Origin of the sequence: Nocardia arthritidis NBRC 100137 (genome assembly GCF_001612765.1) — a bacterium.
Lineage (GTDB): Bacteria > Actinomycetota > Actinomycetes > Mycobacteriales > Mycobacteriaceae > Nocardia > Nocardia arthritidis.
The window spans coordinates 1-19,181 of record NZ_BDBB01000028.1 but is presented as its reverse complement, the minus strand read 5'-3'; the positions used below and the strand labels follow the sequence as shown (position 1 = coordinate 19,181).

Genomic DNA, 19,181 nt, shown 5'->3' with positions numbered 1-19,181 from the left:
TGGACGCCGGGCTGCTTCGGGTGATCCGCACCGTGACCGCGGTCGCCGGGCATGTGGGTTCAAGCCTTTCCCGAAGTCGCGTGCTGGTCGGCGCACGGTGCCGCTTCCTAAGTGGCTCGTCGCGGAGCTGCGCGAGTACATGCGCACCTACCAGCGCGGACCGCATGGGCTGATCTTCACCAACGAGGTCGGTGGGCCGTTGCGGCGCACCCTGTTCCGGTCACGGGTGTGGCGCCCGGCGCTGGTGCGGGCGGGCCTGCTCGGTGAGGTCAGCGGAGTCGGCGACGGCAAGTTCGAAGCGGTGTGGATGGATGAGGATGGCGACGCCCAGTCGGAAGTGTTCGGCAACGTCGACAAGGCGGTGCAGGCGGTGGCGCGCAACGAACACGGCGGGGTGCGTTTCCACGACTTGCGCGACATGGCCGGTACTTGGCTGGCCGACAACGGGATGCCTCCGCACAAGATCGCGGTCGTGCTCGGCCACGAGAACGCCACCACGACGATGCAGTACTACGTGCGTCGGGTGGAGGATTGGGGCGCGGTGCGCAAGACGATGGGCGACGACGACAGCGACGATGAAGGCTCAGACGGCGTCCTGGTGAGCTGATTCCGAGCTGATGCTGCCTTTTCGCTGCCTACCGGCATCGGCATCGCTTCGGCTGTCGGCGACAACGGAGAAGGCCCCTGACCATGCATACTGGTCAGGGGCCTTCCCGTCGTCTCAACCACGAGTCGGGGTGACAGGATTTGAACCTGCGACCTCTTCGTCCCGAACGAAGCGCGCTACCAAGCTGCGCCACACCCCGTGAAGTGGACCTGGAGTAGCTTACAACAGGGCGGGCCGAGACGTTAAACCGGCAGGTCAGTCAGCCTGCGAGAGGGCGGATGCTGGTGAAGATGCGCTTGGCGGTGTCGGCGTCGAGGGCGTGCGGGACGCCCGTGTCGGCGGCGATCACCATGACGAAGTTCCCGTTGTCGTTGGGGAACGCCGCGGTGTACACGGAGTACGCCTTCGCGCAGCCGGGCTTGGCGTCGGTGACGGTGCCCTTGGTCTCCACGAACATGCCGTGCTGTGAGCCGTCCAGCGATGCCAGCGGCATGGGCAGACCGGGTGTGCCGCCGGGCGTCGCCTTGTAGGCGAGCGTGGCGGTCCTGGCACCGAGTTCGGTGGCCGCCTTTCCCGGGTCGGAAGTCTCCGAGCCGGTAAGGAAAGCGACGGTGCGGGTCGATCCGGGGCAGTAACCCTTGCCCTCGCTGGCCAGGCCTTTACCCGCGACGGCGTTCGGGGGCTCGCCGAAGCCGCCGATGGTGCCTTGCGGCGCGATCGTCCAGTCGCCGGGCACGTCGTAGGCGGCGCCGCTGTCGGGTGCTCTGACGACCTGGTATCCGGGGATGACCGGTGTTTTGTCACCGGAGCCCCGCGCGGTCGTCGTGGGGGCCGCTTTGGTCGTGGTGCGGGTGGGCCCGTCCACCGTCGTGGTAGTGAGGGCGTTCACCATCGACGGAGCGGTGTCGCGGGCGGAATCGTCCGTCTGCATCATGCTCAGGGCTACTATCCCGGCCACGAGACCGGACACCAGCAGCACCGCCAGGCCGGCCGACAGCACGAGTTTTCCTCGGCCGCTGCCGTTCGGGCGGTTCGGTGGTGGTCCTCCGAATCCGCCCTGCGGGCGGTAGCCGGGCTGATACCGCCCATCGGGCGGGATGCCGTACTGCGCCGGGCCGCCTGCGGGCGGCCAGTGTGAAGCCTGGACCGGCTGACCGAACCGGTCGGCGCCCGGATAGTCGAGCAGGGGCGTCGCCTGGCCATCGAGGCCCGGGGTCGGGCTGCCGAAAGGGGCAGGCTGGTCGAGTGCGCCGAGCGGCTGTCCGAGCATCGTCGGATCGTCGCGCCGGTAGGCCGGATCCGGCTGAGTTTGCGGGGGCCACGGGTCGGAGGGTTTCTGCTCCGGGGCCGACATGGTGGGATCGTCGCGGCCCGGCGTCCCGGGGCGTCGGCTGACCCACTCGGCGAGAACGGTCGGCTCGGCCGGTGCGGGCGTGTGCGGGCCCGAGCCGTCGTCCGATAGCCGAGATGTCGGGGGGTCGCTCTGCCCGCCGGGTTGCCACTGGAGTGTCTCGGCGGGCTCTCGGTTCGGCTGCCATTGCGTGGCTGGGTCGGCCTGCCCCGGATACAGCGGCCCGCCGCCCTCACCTGTCGCGGCTCCCGGTTGCCACGGGGACATCGGGGCAGGCCCGTTCGAGGCCGGTTGCTCCGGTGCGCCGCGCTGCCAAGGTGTGACAGGGGGACGTGCCGGTTCGTCGTACCCGCCGGGCTGCCACGGGGACCATTGTTGGGGGCCGGCGGTTTGCCGAGGCGAGCCCGGATGCGCTTCTGCCTCCGGTGGCCGGGCACCGGCGTCGTCTCCGGCCGGAGGAAACGCGGAATGCGGTGCGTGGAAGGGCTGTTGCCGAGGATCCGGCGGCCCGGCGGCCCGTCCCATGATCGTCGGGTCGTCGCGCCGGTCGTCGAATCCACTCACAGTTGTCCCCTACCTGCCACACGTCTCGGCAGGGGACCTTAGCGGGCGACGGCCTCCGATGCCGACACTCCGTGGCCCGTGTCGGCTCCCGGCCGCTTCGGCGGCGCGGCGACCAGCGTCAACAAGGTCGCCTCCGGACGACAGCAGAAGCGGTACGGCGCCCACGGGGAGGTGCCGACACCCGCGGAGACGTGCAACCGGGTGTGCTCGCCCCACTTCGAGGCGCCCTTCACCCGAGAGCGATCGATCCCGCAGTTGGTGACCAGTGCGCCGTAGCCGGGCAGGCACAACTGGCCCCCATGGGTGTGCCCCGCCAGCACCAGGTCGTACCCGTCCTCGGCGAAGCGGTCCAGCACTCGGGGCTCGGGGGAGTGGGTGAGGCCGAGCCGCAGGTCGGCCAGCGGGTTCGGGGCGCCTGCGACGGTGTCGTACCGGTCGCGTTGCAGGTGCGGATCGTCGACACCGGCGGTGGCGATGCGGATGCCTGCTACCTCGAGGTCGCGGCGCACGTGCGTCAGGTCGAGCCAGCCGCGCTCGGTGAAGGCCGCGCGCAGGTCCTTCCACGGCAGTGGAGCGCCGTAGATGCGGCGGTGGTCCTTCTTGAAGTACTTCAGCGGGTTCTTCGCCACCGGGGCGAAGTAGTCGTTGCTGCCGAAAACGAAAAGCCCCGGGCGGGAGAGTAATCCGCCGAGGGCCTGGACCACCGCGGGCACCGACTTCTGGTGCGAGAGGTTGTCGCCGGTGTTGATCACCAGGTCCGGCTCCAGCCGGTCCAGTTCCCGCAGCCACTGCTGCTTGAGCTTCTGCCCGGGCGTCATGTGCAGGTCACTCAGGTGGAGCACCCGCAGCGACGACGACCCCGGCGCCAGCACAGGCATGGTCGCCTCCCGTAGGACGAAGGCGTTGCGTTCGACCAGCGAGGCGTAGCCGATTCCGGCCACCGCGGCCCCGGCGGCTCCCAGCGCGGTCGTGCGTACAGCAGAGGTCGAGATCACGGGCATTTGCCCAGCATAGGTGACCTCGCTCAGGAGCGCCGAGTGTGTTTCCGCACAAGCGCCCCTTTTCTCGGCGGGAAATCGGGCCGCGCGGCAAATGTAGTGGGACCACCGCCCAGGAGCCGCTACCGTGAGCGGCATGTCGGAACTCAAATCGCAGCTGCGAGCGGATCTCACCGCCGCGATGAAAGCAAAGGACACGCTGCGCCTTTCCACGTTGCGGATGTTGCTGTCGGCGATCCAGACCGCCGAGGTCGCCGGCTCTCAGGCACGTGAGCTCACCGACGCCGAGGTCGTCTCCGTGTTGCAGAAGGAGTCGAAGAAGCGCAGCGAATCCGCCGAGGTATACACGCAGGCCGGGCGCGGCGAATTGGCGGCGAACGAGCACGCCGAGGCGCGCATCATCGATGAGTATCTGCCGACCCAGTTGACCGACGCCGAAGTCGCCGACCTCGCCGACACCGCCATCGCGCAGGTCGCCGAGGAGATCGGCGAGCGTCCCGGCATGCGCCAGATGGGGCAGGTCATGAAGATCGCCACCGGGCTCGCCGCGGGCAAGGCCGACGGCTCGCGCATTTCGGCCGCAGTGAAGGCGCGGCTGTAGGACCGCGACGAGGAAAAGGGGCCGCGAACCGTGTGGTTCGCGGCCCCTTTCTCTGTCAGCGCGGGATCGGGATCGGAATCGGGATCGGTGGCAGCTGCGGCGGTAGCGGCAGTCCCGGAATGCCCGGCGGCGGGGCGGGCGGCCCTGGCGGCGGCGCGGCTCGGACGGTGCCGTCGCTGATGTACAGCGTGATCACCGAGCCGGGGATCGCCGATCCGTTCGGCGCGGTGCCCATCACGGTGCCCTTGGGGCGATCGCCCGCCCCGGTCACCGGCGACACCTGGAAGCCCGCGGCCACCAGCGCCGCGGTGGCCTCGCCCTGGGTCTTGCCGACGACGTCGGGTACCTGTGCGTTGTTCGCGCCGCGCACGTACTTGTCGTCCAGCGGGGGCAACCCGGGCGGCGGGAACAGTGGTACCACCGGTTTGATCGCGTTGAACCAGGTGCGAGCGGGCTCGTTACCGCCGAACAGGTTGCCGTCGCCGCAGTTGCGCAGCGGGAACGAGCAGATTTCGCCGGGGGTGGGGCTGTCGCCGTAGGCGTAGACCGCGGCGGCCAGCGCGTTCGTGAAGCCGAGGAAGGCCGAGGAGCGGTGGCTCTCGGTGGTACCGGTCTTGCCCGACATCGGGAAATTCCAACCCACCGACTGGGCCGCGCCCGCCGCCGTGCCCGAAATGTCGTCTTTGCTCATCGCGTTGGCCAGAGTATTGGCCAAGCCGGGCTCGACCACCTGCTCGCAGGCCTGCTGGGTCAGCGGCACCTGCTTGCCCTGGCGGTCGACGACCTCCTTGATCGGATTCGGGGGGCACCACCGGCCACCGGAACCCAGCGTCGCGGCCACGTTGGACAGCTCCAGCGGGTTGATCGCGACCGGGCCGAGGGTGAACGAGCCGAGGTTCTGGTCCTTGATCATGTCGGCCAGGCTCTGGTTGCCGTGGCCCGAGGTGCCCGCTTCGGTGAACGAGCGCATGCCGAGCCGGACCGCCATGTCGACGGTCGGGGTGACCCCGACGGCCTGGATCAGCTTCACGAACGCGGTGTTCGGCGAGGTGGCCAGCGCCTCGGTCACCGACATGGGCGACTTGTACCGGCCCGCGTTCTCCACGCAGTAGGTGGCGGGCGGGCACCCGCGGGCGCCACCGTTACCCATGCCCTTGGCCTCGAACCGCCCTGGCACCTCGAGCTGGGCATCGATGCCGAGGCCCTTCTCCATGGCCGCGGCGGTGGTGAAGATCTTGAAGATGGAGCCCGCGCCGTCGCCGACCATGGAGTACGGCTGCGGCTGCACGGTCTCGCTGGCGTCCCGGTTCAGGCCGTAGGTGCGGCTGCTGGCCATCGCGAGCACCGGATGCGTGTCCTGCCCCGGCGCGACCACGGACATGACCTCCGCGATGTTGTCGAGATTCGGGTTCGCCGCGTCGGTCACCGCTCGTTTCACCGAGTCCTGGACGGCCGGATCGAGGGTGGTCCTGATCAGGTAGCCGCCCTTCTCGATCTGTTCGCGGCTGATTCCGGCGTTGGCCAGGTACTGCAGCGCGTAGTCGCAGAAGAAGCCGCGGTCGTTGGCCGCGATGCAGCCGCGCGGCAGGCCCTTGGGCTCCGGCAGCACGCCCAGTGGCTTGGTCTTCGCCTCGCGGAACTCCTCGGCGCGGCTGGGGATGTTCTGGATCATCGTGTCCAGCACCGTGTTGCGCCTGGCCAGCACGCCGTCCGGGTTGGTGTAGGGGTTCAGCTTGGACGAGCTCTGCACCATGCCCGCCAGCATCGCGGCCTGCGAGACGTTCAGATCGGCCGCGTCGACGCCGAAGTAGGTCTTCGCGGCGTCCTGGATGCCGTAGGACGAGTTACCGAACGGGACGAGGTTGAGGTACCTGGTGAGGATCTCGTCCTTGGTCAGCTCCCGGTCCAGCGTGAGCGCCATCCGGATCTCCCGGATCTTGCGGGCCGGAGTGGTCTCGATGGCGGCGCGGCGCTCGGCGTCGGTCTTGGCCACCACCAGTAGCTGGAAGTTCTTCACGTACTGCTGGTCCAGCGTCGAGGCGCCCTGCTGGACCTCGCCACTGCTGGTGTTGGTGAGGAACGCGCGTAGCGTTCCCTGCCAGTCGACGCCCTCGTGCTCGGCGAAGCGACGGTCCTCGATGGACACGATCGCCAGTTTCATGTCGTTGGAGATCCGGTCGCTGGGGACCTCGAATCTGCGCTGCTCGTACAGCCAGGCGATCGGATTGCCCGCCGCGTCGACCATGGTCGATACCGCGGGCGCCGTTCCCTCGACCAGCTCCGCGGAGACATTGTCGACGGCGTCGGCGGCACGGTTGGAGACGAACCCGAAGCCGCCGGCGAGCGGGAACAACAACCCGGCGACGAGCACGGAGGCCAGCACGCAACTGCCGGCCAGCCGCGCGAGCGTATGTGTGATCGGCACGAATCAAGACTACGGGTTGCCATTCGAGCCTTCTTGGCGGCATTTGTCCGGAGGCCGTAACTGGTTGTTCGCGAACCGGAATGGGCGTGTCGCGCGATCGCGAGCGGCGTGTCGCATGAGGGCGCGTACGCAATCTGCCTGCCCGTCCAGTGCGCGGCCCGCTTTGCAGGGACGGACGTACCAAAAAATCTCGAGGTGGTCTTGCGCAAGCGCCATACCTTTACCTAGATTGAGAACCCAGTGTGATAGAGCTAACACTCAAAGTGGAATGTGGTGCACTTCGCAGCGGGGTTTGGGTGCTGCGTGGTGACAACGCGATTCTGGAGCGCCGTTGACCCGGTGTTCGGACTGCAAAGGGGCACACCAAATGCAAATGACAACCCCCATCGCTCGATTGGACGTGGAGCAGGCCGAAGCAAGGATCGCCTGGGTAGCCCAGGCTCGATGCAAGGAAGTGGATCCCGATCAGTTGTTCGTCCGCGGCGCGGCGCAGCGCAAGGCCGCGACGATCTGCAGGCACTGTCCCGTGCTCATGCAGTGTGGTGCCGACGCGCTCGACAACCGCGTCGAGTTCGGTGTGTGGGGCGGCATGACGGAGCGGCAGCGCCGCGCCCTGTTGAAGCAGCATCCGGAAGTCACCTCGTGGGCCGACTTCTTCCAGGCCCAGCGGCAGCATCAAGTGGCGATGTAGTCCGGCCACATCGAAACGGAGCCCGCGCGAGCGGGCTCAGTTTCGTTTCAGGAGCAATGTTTCCGTTCGGAGCAATAGCGGATACGCCTAAGTATCAAGCGGTCGCGCGCGCCGTGCCGGTGAGCTGATCGCCGACGACGCGCAGCGCGTCGAGATCGGACACCTCGAACGGGAGAGCGGTGACCGAGACGATCGGCACCCGCGGATGCGCGCCGGTGAAGCGGTGCAGCAGATGCTGCTCGCGTTTATCGGTGACGACCCGGCGGGCGTGCACCCGCAACACCGCCGCGGTGAGCGGATCGGAATCCGCCACCTGGTCGGCGGCGGTGAGCGCGTGATCGGCAGGCAGCGAGCTCAGCACCGGGTGGGTGCGGTTGAGCACCAGCCCCGCCAGCGGCATCCGTTCGGTGGAGAGGCGGTCGACGAAGAACGAGGCCTCCCGCAGCGCGTCCGGTTCCGGCGCCGCCACCACGAGGAAGTGCGTACCCGGCCTCGACAACATGGCGAAGGTTCGCTCGGCCCGCTCCTGGAACCCGCCGAACAGCGACTCCAGGGACTGCAGGAAGTTCGACGCGTCCTTGAGCATCTGCCCACCGACGACGGTGGACACGCCCCGCACCGCCAGGCTCATCGCGCCGGTCACCAAACGGGTTACGCCCCGGCCGGGAGCCATGATCACCCGGATCATGCGGCCGTTGAGGAAGTTGCCCAGCCGCTTGGGAGCATCCAGGAAGTCGAGGGCGTTGCGCGAAGGCGGGGTGTCGACCACGATCAGGTCCCACTCGCCCCGGTGGGCCAGCTGCCCCAGCTTCTCCATCGCCATGTATTCCTGTGTGCCGCCGAAGGAGGAGGCGACCGTCTGATAGAAGGGGTTGGCGAAGATCTGCTCCGCTTTCTCCCCGCTGGTGTGCTCGAGCACCATGTCGTCGAAGGTGCGGCGCATGTTGAGCATCATCGCGTGCAGTTCGCCCTTGGCCTCGGGGCCGAGCGCCACCCGCTGCGGGTTGTTGCCGAGGTCGGCGACGCCCAGTGACTGGGCCAGCCTGCGCGCGGGGTCGATGGTGAGCACCACGACCTTGCGGCCTTCCTCGGCGGCGCGCAGCGCGAGGGCGGCGGCGGTGGTGGTCTTGCCGACGCCGCCGGAGCCGCAGCAGACCACAACCCGGGCGGACGGGTCGGCGATGATCCGCGAAACATCCAGCGGGGCAGCCGTGGGGTGGGTCGGCGTGCTCATCGGACTCCCTGTGCGGTGAGGTGTTCGGCTAGTTCGTACAGTCCGCCCAGGTCCATCCCGTCCGGGAGGGCGGGCAGGTAGAGCCGGGAGATGTCGACCTTGGCCAGTTCCTCGGCGCTGTCGTCCTGTGCTTGCAGCGTGGCGGAGTGCTCGATCGTTTCGGTGAGCAGCCCCTGTAAGTCGCTGTCGGTGAGGTTGATGCCCGCAGAGGTGAGGCTCGCGCGGATGGCGTCGGCGTCCAGTTCGCCGCGAGCGGCCCGCGCGCCCAGTTCGGGCGGGAGCTGCCCTTCGGTCGCGCGGTTCACGATGACGGTGCCGATGCGCAGGTCGGCGGCGGTTAGTTCGGCGACCGCGTCGGCGGTCTCCTGCACCGGCAGCGCCTCCAGCAGCGTGACCAGGTGAATCATGGTCTGATCGGAGTGCAGCAGCTGCGACACGCCCTCGGCCTGCGAAGCGATCGGCCCGCCCTTGGCCACCTCGGCCATGGCCTTGGTGACGTCGAGGAAGCCGGCGATCCGGCCGGTGGGCGGTGCGTCGACCACGATTTCGTCGTAGACCCGCCTGCCGGACTTGTCCACACGAACCGCGCATTCCTTGATCTTGCCGGTCAGGATGACGTCGCGCAGACCGGGCGCGATCGTGGTGACGAACTCGATGGCCCCCATCCGGCGCATCGCGCGGCCCGCGAAGCCGAGGTTGTAGAACATGTCGAGGTATTCGAGGAAGGCGTGCTCGATGTCCAGCGCCAGCGCGACCACTTCGCCGCCGCCGTCGGCGGTGGCGATCCGTGTCTCGGTCGGCGGCAGCGGCGGCAGGTCGAACAGTTGCGCGATCGATTGTCTGCTCTCCACCTCGACCAACAGCACCCGGCGCCCGCCCGCGGCGAGCGCCAGAGCCAGCGCCGCGGCAACCGTCGACTTGCCCGTGCCTCCCTTGCCGGAGACGTAGTGCAAGCGGGCTTGCTCAGCGCGCTTCGGCCACCTCGTGTCCAGTCCCGGCTCCGCCGAAAGCGGCCCTGCAGTTGGTACTCCCACGATCGCGAGCCTATAACTGGTCCGCCGCTGCGGGGCACCGGCCGTACCAGACGGGTGGGTCGCGCGGGCCGGTCTCCGCTCTTGCCGCGGCCGCCGCTCGAATTCCGGAACACCCGGGTAAGTGGCCGTTTCCCGTATGAATCGCGGTCGCGCCAGGCGAAGCCACCGGGGTGATCCGGACCCGGTTCCCACTCCACCGTCCCTGTCTTCGCTGCTAGGCGACACCGAGCGTCGTTCGTTCGCGGGGCGGGTGCCGGGCTGCCATGCCGGCGAAGAGACACGAACAGCCCAGCCCACCGCCGCACGCCACTACGCGGCTCGCCCACCGGTCTCGAGTGACGCGCGCGACATCGCCTATTCGCCGTTGGCGGTCTCGGGCCTCTTCGCGCAAACGCGAGCCACAAGGGGCCGCGAACACGCCGCGACGCGGTAGCGGCAATCAGACAGAGCTACGCTTCTCGCTCATGAGTGATACGACCCTGTGGGAGTACGCGACCGTGCCGCTGCTGACGCATGCGACCAAGCAGATTCTCGATCAGTGGGGAGCCGATGGCTGGGAGCTGGTCACCGTGCTGCCCGGTCCGACCGGTGAGCAGCACGTCGCCTACCTCAAGCGGCCCAAGTAGCGAAGGACGGTGACGTAGTGACCCAGTGGGAGAAGAACCTCGCCGAACTCGGAATCACCCTTCCTCCGGTCGTGGCTCCGGTCGCGGCCTACATTCCCGCGATCCGCACCGGGTCGCTGGTCTACACCTCCGGTCAGTTGCCGTTCGTGAACGGCCAGTTGTCCGCGGTCGGCAAGGTCGGCGCCGAGGTGTCGATCGAGGAGGCCAAGGAGGCTGCCCGGCTGTGCGCGCTGAACGCGCTGGCGGCGGTGCACGACCTGGTCGGCCTGGACGCGGTGGTGCGGATCGTGAAGGTGGTCGGATTCGTCGCCTCGGCACCGGGATTCGGCGACCAGCCGGTCGTGATCAACGGCGCGTCGGAGTTCCTCGGCCAGGTCTTCGGTGACGCGGGCAAGCACGCCCGCTCGGCCGTGGGCGTCTCCGAACTTCCCCGCAACACTCCGGTCGAAGTCGAACTGATCGCCGAGGTGCGCTAGACCGGAATTGACGGCTCCGTTTCGATCCGAGGTTTTGCGATGACGTTGACTCACCCCGCCTACGGGCAGCTCCGGCAGGTCACCGAGACGGCGGCGGTGCTGCTCGCCGACAATCCGGGGCAGATGACCTTGGAGGGAACCAACACCTGGGTCCTGCGCGCGCCAGGACGGTCGGACTGTGTGGTGGTGGATCCGGGGCCGAAGGACAAGTCGCACATGGCCGCGATCGCCGAGGCCACCGGCGGCCGGATCGCGCTCACGCTGATCACCCACCGCCATCACGATCACACCGGTGGTATCGATCGGCTGGTCGAGCTGACCGGGACACCGGTGCGCGCCACGGATTCCGGCTTCCTGCGCGGCTCGTCCGATCCCCTCGTCGACGGCGAGGTGATCGAGGCCGCGGGCCTGCGGATCACCGTGCTGGCGACGCCGGGTCACACCGGTGACTCGGTGAGCTTCGTCCTCGACGACGCGGTGCTGACCGGCGACACCATCCTCGGCGCGGGCACCACCGTGCTGGACTCCAGCGACGGGGCGCTGGCCGACTACCTGTCCTCGCTGGATCGGTTGGTCGAGGCGGGCAAGGGCAAGGCGTTGCTGCCCGCGCACGGCCCGGACCACCCGGATCTGGAGCCGGTCGCCCGGTACTACATCGCGCATCGGCACGAGCGCCTCGGTCAGGTGCGGGAGGCGCTACGGGCGCTCGGCGCGGACGCGGGCGCGATGGCGGTCGTGCGGCGCGTGTACGCCGACGTGGACAAGCGGCTGTGGCCCGCGGCGCGCAGTTCGGTGCAGGCGCAGCTGGACTACCTGCGCGTGCACGGCTAGCCGGAACGACAGAACGCCGGGTTCAGTGGAGCGCTGAACCCGGCGTTCGGCGTGGAGTCCGTGTGTTACCTGGCGCGACGGGCCAGGCGCTCGGAATCGGAGATGAGCACGCTCTTGCCCTCCAGCCGCAGCCAGCCGCGATGCGCGAAGTCGGCGAGCGCCTTGTTCACGGTCTCGCGGGAGGCGCCAACCAGCTGAGCGATCTCCTCCTGGGTCAGGTCGTGGGTGACCCGCAGCGCGCCCGCCTCCTGGGTGCCGAAGCGCTGTGCGAGCTGCAGCAGCGCTTTGGCGACCCGGCCGGGGACGTCGGTGAAGATCAGGTCGGCCAGGTTGTTGTTGGTCCGGCGCAGGCGGCGGGCGAGAACGCGCAGCAACTGCTCGGCGATCTCGGGCCGCTGGTCGATCCAGGTCTTGAGGGCGTCGCGATCCATCGTCACCGCCCGCACTTCGGTCACCGTGGTGGCGGTGGAGGTGCGCGGGCCCGGATCGAAGATCGACAGCTCGCCGAACATGTCGGACGGGCCCATGATGGTCAACAGGTTCTCGCGGCCGTCGGGCGAGCGGCGTCCGATCTTCACCTTGCCGGACGTAATGATGTACAGCCGGTCGCCCGGCTCACCCTCGTTGAAGATGACATGACCGCGCGGGAAATCCACCGGCTGAAGTTGCTTGGCGAGGGCGGCCACCGCAGTGGGCTCGACGCCCTGGAAGATGCCTGCTCTGGCGAGGGCCTCGTCCACGAATGTGCTCCTTAGGGAAATGGCTCTGTACTGGACCGAAGCGACTCGGCCAACAGCGCAGTCTACGCGGCGTCACAACAGCGTAGTGACGGACACCACGTAACGAGTGGATTGCGCGGCGCGCACGCCGGGTCAGCTCGCGCGGGCCACGTCCATCTCTTCGCCGCGGGAGCGGCGCCTGCGCATCCGGGCCACGGCGGCGGGCAGACCGAGCTTCGTCAGCTCGTTCACCTCGGGGTTACTGGCCTTGTCCAGGTACTGCTGAACCTCTTCGTCGGGTTCGAGAAGCTTGCGGAGCCGGTTCTCGACCCGCTCCATACCCAGTGCGAACAGCATCAGCACCACTGGGAAGAGCACCACAGCGAGTCCTTGCATGACGAGCAGTAAACACCGTCGAGGTCTCAGATGGAACACGGCAACTGAACTGGAAGGGCAACGTTGTCCACCGATTCCGTATGGTGGACGCGTGCGCGTCTCCCCCTCCACCGCCGCCGGGAACGGGCTTGCCCCCGGCTCCGAGCCCTCCGGAACGCCGCCGGTCGCCGCCGCGGCTCCACAACGGAAAACCAGGGCGCGACAGGCGGAAACCCGGCTCGGGCTGGTCCGCCGCGCGCGCCGGATGAACCGCGAACTGGCGACCGCTTTCCCCGACGCGCACTGTGAGCTGGATTTCACCACACCGCTCGAATTGGCGGTCGCGACAATACTTTCGGCGCAGTGCACCGACGAGCGGGTGAATCTCACCACGCCCGCGCTGTTCGCCCGGTACCCGGACGCCCGCGCCTATGCCGAGGCAAACCGCGCGGAGCTGGAGGAATTCATCCGGCCGACCGGCTTCTTCCGGAACAAGGCCGCCTCGCTGATCGGACTCGGTCAGGCGTTGCTGGAACGGTACGACGGTGAATTGCCTCACACCCTGACCGAACTCGTCCAGCTGCCCGGCATCGGGCGCAAGACCGCCAACGTCATCCTCGGCAACGCGTTCGGGGTGCCGGGGATCACAGTCGACACCCATTTCGGCCGTCTGGTGCGCCGCTGGGGATGGACCGACGAAGAGGACCCGGTCAAGGTCGAGCACATCGTCGGCGCGCTGATCGAGCGCAAGGAATGGACGATGCTCTCGCACCGGGTGATCTTCCACGGACGGCGCGTCTGCCATTCCCGCAAGCCGGCGTGCGGCGCGTGCGTGCTGATCAAGGACTGCCCCTCGTTCGGGATCGGGCCGACCGATCCGGAGGCCGCGGCCAAGCTGGTGAAAGGGCCGGAGCGCGAGCATCTGCTGGAGCTGGTGGGCCGGTGAGCTCGGAGCCCTCGGGCCGAAGAAGGAGGGGGCATGCGTGGCGCTGGGCACTGGCCGGTCTGATCGTGGTGGTGGCGCTGGCGGTCGCGGTGTGGCCGCGTGGCGACGACGCGACGGAGGAGCCGCAGTCGCCCCCCACAGCCTCGGGCGTCTCCGATGACCTGCGCGCTGTCGCCCATTTGCCGGACTGCCCGAGCGGCGCCCCCACCGGGAACGGGCCGCTGGCCGGGATAACGCTGGAATGCCTGGCGAACGGCAGGCCGGTGGACCTGGCCGCCGCGCTGGCGGGCAAGCCCGCTCTGCTGAACCTGTGGGCCTACTGGTGCGCACCGTGCGCCCAGGAGTTGCCGTATTTGCAGCAATACGCCCAACGTGCCGGGAACGCGATTACCGTGCTGACCGTGCACAGCGACCCTGATGAGGCCAAGGCACTGTCCCGGCTGCGCGGGCTGGAGGTGCGGTTACCCGGCGTGGCGGACGCCGACGCGCGAGTGCGCACGGCCGTCGGGGCTCCCGCGGTGTTGCCGATCTCGGTGCTGGTGCGTGCCGACGGCTCGGTGGCCGACGTCGTGGTGCGGGCTTTCGGCGGGGTGGATGACATCGCGAATACGGTCGCGGGCAAGCTCGGAGTGGCCGCGTGACAATGCGGGTGGACGAATCAATGGTGGAGGTGACGGTGCGGGCGTGCACGCGGGCCGGTGAGCGAATGCGTGGGGGAGGTGTGCGTTGAGCATCGAAATGCCGCCGGGCATCCCGGATTGGCTGACCCGCTCGGCCGAACCGGCTACCGAGAACGCCGACACCCTGACCAGGGAGCGTGTGCTGCGCCGCGCCCTGACCCTGACCTCCAAGCCGCGCCAAGCGGCCGTGCTCGTGCTGTTCGGCGGCTCGCCCGAGCCGGACCCGGCCGCGCCCGGCGGACTGCCCGCCGACGCGGAGGTGCTGCTCACCCAGCGCGCCTCCACCATGCGCCAGCACCGTGGCCAAGTGGCTTTCCCCGGCGGTGCGGTCGACCTGGGCGACGCCGGGCCGATCGATACCGCGCTGCGCGAAGCGTGCGAGGAGACCGGTCTCGACCGTTCTGGTGTTGAGCCCTTCGCGGTGCTGCCGAAGCTGTTCGTGCCGCCGTCTCGCTTCGACGTGACGCCGGTGGTCGCGTACTGGCGCACGCCGGGCGCGGTGGGGGTGGTCGATCAGAGCGAGACCGAGCGGGTCGTGCGCGTCCCGCTCGCGCAGCTGCTGGATCCGGCCAACCGCTTCCTGGTCCGCAGCCCCATGGGCTATCAGAGCCCGGCGTTCCAGGTCGACGGGATGCTGGTCTGGGGTCTGACCGGCGGTATCCTCGCCGGGATCAGCAGGGCCTGCGGCTGGGACCGAGCGTGGGACCACGGGGACGTTCGTGATCTGGAGACCGCACTCGCCGCCGTGGGGATGACGTTATGAGTTCGTCGGCCTGGCTCGACATCGCCGTCGTGCTACTGGCGCTGCTGGCCGCTTCCTCGGGATGGCGCCAGGGCGCGGTTGCCTCCGCGCTGGCCTTCCTCGGCGTGGTGCTCGGCGCGGTCGCGGGCATCCTGATCGCGCCGCACATCCTGGTGCACGTCGACGAGGGCCGCACCAGAGTGCTCACCGGTGTGCTGCTGATCGTGGTGCTGGTGATCGTCGGTGAGGTCGCGGGCATGGTGCTCGGGCGCGCTGCGCGCAGCGGCATGCGTCATCCGTTCACGCGCAGCGTGGACAGCGCGGTCGGCGCGGTGCTGCAGGCGGTCGCCGTGCTGGTCACCGCGTGGCTGCTGGCGCTGCCGCTGGCCACGTCGTCGCAGCCGGCCATCGCGACGGCGATCAACGGCTCGCGGGTGCTCGCCGATGTCAACGACGTCGCGCCGAATTGGCTGCGCAGGCTGCCCAACGAGTTCTCCAAGCTGCTCAACACCTCCGGCCTGCCGGACGTGATCGGGCCGTTCGGGCGGGCGCCGATCGCGGCCGTGGAACCGCCCGATCCCAGCGTGCTGGCCAGCCCGGTCGCCGCCTCGCTGCAGCAGAGCGTGCTGCGCATCCGCGGGGTCGCGCCGAGTTGCCAGCGGGCACTGGAGGGCTCGGGCTTCGTCATCGCGCCCGAGCGCGTGATGACCAACGCCCACGTCGTCGCGGGCACCACGAGCGTCGCGGTGGACACCCCACGCGGCCCGCTGGACGCGAACGTGGTGCTGTTCGATCCGTCCAAGGACGTCGCGGTGCTCGCCGTGCCCGGTCTCACCGCCCCGGTGGTCCCGCGCGCGCCCGCGCCCGCGCGGTCGGGCGACAGCGCGATCGTGCTCGGTTACCCCGGCGGCGGCCCGTACACCGCGAGCGCGGCACGGGTGCGCGAGACGCTGGATCTGACCGGTCCGACCATCTACCGCAACGGCACCGTCGAACGCGAGGTCTACACCGTCCGTGGCCAGGTCAGGGCGGGCAATTCCGGTGGGCCGCTGGTGGATACCGACGGGCAGGTGCTCGGCGTGGTCTTCGGCGCCGCCGTCACCGACGACGACACCGGTTACGTGCTCACGCTCGCGGAGGTCCGCGCGCAGCTCGACGCGGCCGAACGAGTCGGCGCCGCGGTGGACACCGGCGCCTGCGTACTCAGCTGAATCGGGGTCCCCGGCCACGGGCGTCCGTGGCCGGGGAGGCATTCCCGCGGCTCAGGCCAGAAGTTTGGCCAGTTCCGTCGTCACGGCGTCCGGGTTCTCCTGGTGGGCGAAGTGCCCCGCCGCCGGGATGGCGACCAGTCTCCGTTCCGGTGAGAGATGAGGATCGCGGCGGAAGGCTCCCGCCAGCACGTACGGGTCCAGATCGCCGCGCATCGCCAGGACCGGGATGTGGATGGGCTCGCGCATGGTCGCCATGAACCGGCGGCCGTCCGGACGCCACTGACTGCGGAAGGCCCAGCGCTGATACTCCAGCGCACAATGCGCGGCGCCGGGAATCCGGATCGCCGAACGCATCCGCCGGGCGGTGTCGACGAATTCGGCGGTGCCGGTCCACCCCGCGCTCACCCGCTGACGCAGCAGCCGCTCCACCTCGAAGCCATCGGCGGTGGTCAGCAAGTGCTCGCCGTAGCGAGGCAGCTGGTAGCGAAGGAAGTTCGGCAGCCATGCCGCGCGCTGGCGGCGGTTGCGCAGCACGGAACTCTTCAGCGCCGACGGATGCGGCGAACCGACCAGCGCGATCGAGCGAACCAGTCGCGGATGCAGCACCGCGGTGGTCCAGCAGACCAGGCCACCGTCGGCGTGCCCGACCAGCGTCGCCTCGGTGTAGCCGAGCGCCCGGATGAGCCCGGCGACGTCACCGGCGAGCGTCCAGCCGTCATAGCCGCGTGGCGGCTTGTCGCTGTCGCCGTAGCCGCGCAGGTCGACGGCGACAACGTGGTAACCGAACTCGGCCAGGCCGGTCAATTGGTGACGCCAGGACCACCAGAAGTCCGCGAACCCGTGCAGCAGCACGATCAGCGGAGCGTCGGCCCGCTCGGGCGCCGCGTCCACGACGTGGAATCGAATGCCATTGGCGTGCACGTCCCGATGCGTCCACGGTCCGTCGTAACGGACGCTGGACGGATCCGGAAGCAAGTTCGCCGACACGGCGACCGAGCCTAGTAGCCGTCGTACCGGCTCGCGCACGCGCGCCTAGGAAGCGGGCTTCTCCAGCGCGAGACGGTCGTCGTGCGCGGACGCGCCCAAGCTGTGCGGCAGCACTGTGCGCGCCTGCTTGAGCGAATCGATCGTCTTCTCCGGCGCGCGCAGTTTCTTCACCCGCCGGTAGCCGAGGAAGGCCAGCGCCGCGGTGGCGACGACCATCAGCAGGAAGACGATCAGGAAGGCCGCCCAGCGCGCGAGCCACACGTCGAGCAGTTCGCCGAGGAAGAAGAAAAAGAAGAAGGTGCTGAACAGCAGCACGGTGAGCGCGAGGATGAAGTAGACGCTGCCCTGCAGGCCCTTCTTGATCTCACCGGTGACCTCGGCCTTGGCCAGCTCGACCTCGGCGCGGACCAGAGTCGACATCTGCTCGGCGGCGTCGCGGACCAGGCTCCCGAAGCTCGCGGAGCCGAGCGGATCGGCGTCCGTGAGGGGAATGGAGGTGACCGTACGACCGCGCTCCGCGCCGCTCCCGTTACCGCCGTGGTTGAAACTCACTTGGTCGACCCTTCTCCCTGTCCCGGCACTGCTTCAACTCCCGTTCGATCGGCGGCGCTCCCGGTGCCCTCCGTGGTCACGCAGGCTACCGCCTCCGGGCGGATCGCTCGTGCCGCCGTACTGTTCACGTTCTAGCGCACGGGCGTCCCGCCGAGCCTGGTGGACACGCCCACGCCGCAACAGTAGCGCCGAACCGGCGAGCGACGCCGCCAATGATGTGACCAACACAGCGGCTTTCGCCAACTCCACGTCCGCGACATCGGCGAGCGCGAGCTCCGCCACGAGAAGGCTAACCGTGAAGCCGATCGCGCCGAGCACCGACAGGGCGAACATGTCCCGCCAGCCGAGCCCGCTGGGGCGCTTCGCGACGCCCAACCGGATTGCCACCCAGCTCATCCCGAAGATCCCGAGCGGTTTGCCCAAGAGGAACCCGAGAATCACGGCGAGCGCGAGCCGGTTGGTGCACAACTCGCCGAAAACCGTGGGATTCAACGGCACGCCGGCGGCGAACAGGGCGAACAGCGGAACGCAGAACCCGGCGGAGATCGGCTGGAAGAGGTGTTCGAGCCGGGTGGCGGGCGCTTGGCGTTCCCCGGGATCCGGGCGCACCCGGGTGAGCAGGCCGAGCGCGACGCCCGCCAACGTGGGATGGATGCCCGCCTCGTGCAGTGCGTACCAGGACACCAACGCCAGCGGGACATAGAGCAAGGGCGTGCCGATCCGCGCGTGTTGCCCCATGGACCACCCGGCGAAGCATCCGGCCGCGACGAGCAGCCACAGCAGTGACACGGCGGTGGTGAACAGCACCGCGATCACGACGATCGCCAGCAGGTCGTCGACCACCGCGAGACTGAGCAGGAACACCCGCGCGCCCGCCGGGATGCGCGAACCGGTCAGCGCGAGCACGGCGAGCGCGAACGCGATGTCGGTGGCGACCGGGATAGCCCAGCCGCGCTCCATGCCGGGGATGCCGAACCCGACGACCGCCGCGATCAGCGCGGGGGTGATCACGCCACCGATCGCCGCGATGATCGGTAGGGTGGCGCGTCTGCGGTCGGCGAGTTCGCCGACGACCAGTTCGCGTTTGAGTTCCAGTCCGGCGACGAAGAAGAACACCGCCAGCAGACCGTCTTCGGCCCAGCCGGCCAAGGTCAGATCCAGGTGCAGCGGCGGGATCGCGACGACCGTCTCGGTCATCGCCAGATAACCTGCTTCCCAGGGCGAGTTCACCCACAGCAGTGCGATCGCGGCCGCGATCAGAAGCAGAGCGCCGCCGACGGTTTCCGTGCGGAGGTAGCGGGACAATTCCGAGCGCACTCGCGTGATCACGGGAAACCTTTCGGCGGCGATCGGGCAGCACTGCGGCGGCACCCACCGGAACCGGCTCAACGGATGCGTGACCGCTCGCCGACCAGACTTCCCGGCACACCTCACGCAATCTTAACGGGTGCGGCCGATGACAGGTCCGTCACCGGCCGCGCTCAGTGCTGTTCGGTCAGTCCTTGCCCTCCCGGATCGCCTCGAAGACGCT

20 protein-coding genes and 1 tRNA gene are annotated in these 19,181 nt (G+C 69.1%); 10 read left to right on the top strand and 11 right to left on the bottom strand.

Annotation, left to right across the window (positions count from 1 at the left end):
* Positions 1–97: 97 nt before the first annotated feature.
* Positions 98–607 carry a tyrosine-type recombinase/integrase gene (locus NA8_RS20775; RefSeq protein ID WP_063052038.1) on the top strand — a complete coding sequence of 170 codons (510 nt, stop codon included), beginning with the start codon at positions 98–100 and terminating at the stop codon, positions 605–607.
* Positions 608–732: 125 nt separating this feature from the next.
* Here the strand turns inward: NA8_RS20775 and NA8_RS20770 are convergent.
* The 3 genes from NA8_RS20770 to NA8_RS20760 form a co-directional block, all read right to left on the bottom strand.
* Positions 733–806: transfer RNA gene (locus NA8_RS20770), tRNA-Pro, on the bottom strand.
* A 60-nt stretch (positions 807–866) separates the two neighbouring features.
* On the bottom strand, positions 867–1,961 hold the full coding sequence (locus tag NA8_RS20765; protein ID WP_063052037.1) for a DUF8017 domain-containing protein: 1,095 nt from the start codon (positions 1,959–1,961) through the stop codon (positions 867–869).
* A gap of 599 nt (positions 1,962–2,560) precedes the next feature.
* Positions 2,561–3,523 carry a metallophosphoesterase gene (locus NA8_RS20760; RefSeq protein ID WP_063052036.1) on the bottom strand — a complete coding sequence of 321 codons (963 nt, stop codon included), beginning with the start codon at positions 3,521–3,523 and terminating at the stop codon, positions 2,561–2,563.
* Between the two features lie 133 nt (positions 3,524–3,656).
* Here NA8_RS20760 and NA8_RS20755 point away from each other — a divergent pair, with 133 nt between their 5' ends.
* The gene (locus NA8_RS20755; protein WP_063052035.1) at positions 3,657–4,121 is read left to right on the top strand and encodes a GatB/YqeY domain-containing protein; all 465 of its coding nucleotides are present in this window, start codon (positions 3,657–3,659) and stop codon (positions 4,119–4,121) included.
* Positions 4,122–4,176: 55 nt separating this feature from the next.
* On the opposite strand, the gene NA8_RS20750 is transcribed toward NA8_RS20755, so the two are convergent.
* On the bottom strand, positions 4,177–6,546 hold the full coding sequence (locus NA8_RS20750; RefSeq protein WP_063052034.1) for a penicillin-binding protein: 2,370 nt from the start codon (positions 6,544–6,546) through the stop codon (positions 4,177–4,179).
* A 367-nt stretch (positions 6,547–6,913) separates the two neighbouring features.
* Here NA8_RS20750 and NA8_RS20745 point away from each other — a divergent pair, with 367 nt between their 5' ends.
* Entirely contained in the window at positions 6,914–7,237 is a 324-nt protein-coding gene (locus tag NA8_RS20745) for a WhiB family transcriptional regulator (protein ID WP_063052033.1), read from the top strand.
* A gap of 94 nt (positions 7,238–7,331) precedes the next feature.
* On the opposite strand, the gene bagB is transcribed toward NA8_RS20745, so the two are convergent.
* Both bagB and bagA read right to left on the bottom strand, forming a co-directional pair.
* A complete protein-coding gene (gene bagB / locus NA8_RS20740) occupies positions 7,332–8,471 on the bottom strand; it encodes an ATPase BagB (RefSeq protein ID WP_063052032.1) in 1,140 nt (379 codons plus the stop codon).
* On the bottom strand, positions 8,468–9,505 hold the full coding sequence (gene bagA, locus NA8_RS20735) for an ATPase BagA (RefSeq protein ID WP_063052031.1): 1,038 nt from the start codon (positions 9,503–9,505) through the stop codon (positions 8,468–8,470). The genes bagB and bagA overlap by 4 nt, the downstream gene beginning before the upstream one ends.
* Positions 9,506–9,969: 464 nt before the next feature.
* Between bagA and sp36 the strand changes: the two genes are divergently transcribed.
* From sp36 to NA8_RS20725, 3 genes are read left to right on the top strand one after another with little or no spacing between them, the layout of a single operon-like run.
* Positions 9,970–10,131: a Sp36 family protein gene (gene sp36 / locus NA8_RS33890; RefSeq protein ID WP_085994820.1), complete on the top strand. Its 162-nt coding sequence runs from the start codon at positions 9,970–9,972 to the stop codon at positions 10,129–10,131.
* A gap of 17 nt (positions 10,132–10,148) precedes the next feature.
* Positions 10,149–10,607, top strand: a complete 459-nt coding sequence (locus tag NA8_RS20730; protein WP_040864456.1) for a RidA family protein — start codon at positions 10,149–10,151, stop codon at positions 10,605–10,607.
* Between the two features lie 39 nt (positions 10,608–10,646).
* Entirely contained in the window at positions 10,647–11,438 is a 792-nt protein-coding gene (locus tag NA8_RS20725; RefSeq protein WP_063052030.1) for an MBL fold metallo-hydrolase, read from the top strand.
* Positions 11,439–11,503: 65 nt separating this feature from the next.
* Here NA8_RS20725 and NA8_RS20720 read toward each other — a convergent pair whose 3' ends face one another.
* Positions 11,504–12,178, bottom strand: coding sequence for a Crp/Fnr family transcriptional regulator (locus NA8_RS20720; protein WP_039794544.1), 675 nt, complete (start codon positions 12,176–12,178; stop codon positions 11,504–11,506).
* Positions 12,179–12,310: 132 nt separating this feature from the next.
* Entirely contained in the window at positions 12,311–12,553 is a 243-nt protein-coding gene (locus tag NA8_RS20715; RefSeq protein WP_063052029.1) for a hypothetical protein, read from the bottom strand.
* Between the two features lie 223 nt (positions 12,554–12,776).
* Between NA8_RS20715 and nth the strand changes: the two genes are divergently transcribed.
* From nth to NA8_RS20695, 4 genes are all read left to right on the top strand, one after another.
* Complete coding sequence (nth, locus tag NA8_RS20710; protein ID WP_063052099.1) at positions 12,777–13,478, top strand: endonuclease III; 702 nt, start codon at positions 12,777–12,779, stop codon at positions 13,476–13,478.
* Positions 13,475–14,119, top strand: a complete 645-nt coding sequence (locus NA8_RS20705; protein WP_245663925.1) for a TlpA family protein disulfide reductase — start codon at positions 13,475–13,477, stop codon at positions 14,117–14,119. The genes nth and NA8_RS20705 overlap by 4 nt, the downstream gene beginning before the upstream one ends.
* A gap of 97 nt (positions 14,120–14,216) precedes the next feature.
* A complete protein-coding gene (locus NA8_RS20700) occupies positions 14,217–14,921 on the top strand; it encodes an NUDIX hydrolase (protein ID WP_063052028.1) in 705 nt (234 codons plus the stop codon).
* The gene (locus tag NA8_RS20695; RefSeq protein WP_063052027.1) at positions 14,918–16,111 is read left to right on the top strand and encodes a MarP family serine protease; all 1,194 of its coding nucleotides are present in this window, start codon (positions 14,918–14,920) and stop codon (positions 16,109–16,111) included. The genes NA8_RS20700 and NA8_RS20695 overlap by 4 nt, the downstream gene beginning before the upstream one ends.
* Before the next feature lie 51 nt (positions 16,112–16,162).
* Here the strand turns inward: NA8_RS20695 and NA8_RS20690 are convergent, their stop codons facing one another.
* Genes NA8_RS20690 through nhaA form a run of 3 tightly spaced genes read right to left on the bottom strand, consistent with a single transcriptional unit; the run spans position 16,163 to position 18,979 of the window.
* Positions 16,163–17,098 carry an alpha/beta fold hydrolase gene (locus NA8_RS20690; protein ID WP_063052026.1) on the bottom strand — a complete coding sequence of 312 codons (936 nt, stop codon included), beginning with the start codon at positions 17,096–17,098 and terminating at the stop codon, positions 16,163–16,165.
* Positions 17,099–17,143: 45 nt separating this feature from the next.
* Positions 17,144–17,650 carry a phage holin family protein gene (locus tag NA8_RS20685; protein ID WP_063052025.1) on the bottom strand — a complete coding sequence of 169 codons (507 nt, stop codon included), beginning with the start codon at positions 17,648–17,650 and terminating at the stop codon, positions 17,144–17,146.
* A 33-nt stretch (positions 17,651–17,683) separates the two neighbouring features.
* The gene (gene nhaA / locus NA8_RS20680; RefSeq protein WP_063052024.1) at positions 17,684–18,979 is read right to left on the bottom strand and encodes a Na+/H+ antiporter NhaA; all 1,296 of its coding nucleotides are present in this window, start codon (positions 18,977–18,979) and stop codon (positions 17,684–17,686) included.
* Between the last annotated feature and the right edge of the window lie 202 nt (positions 18,980–19,181).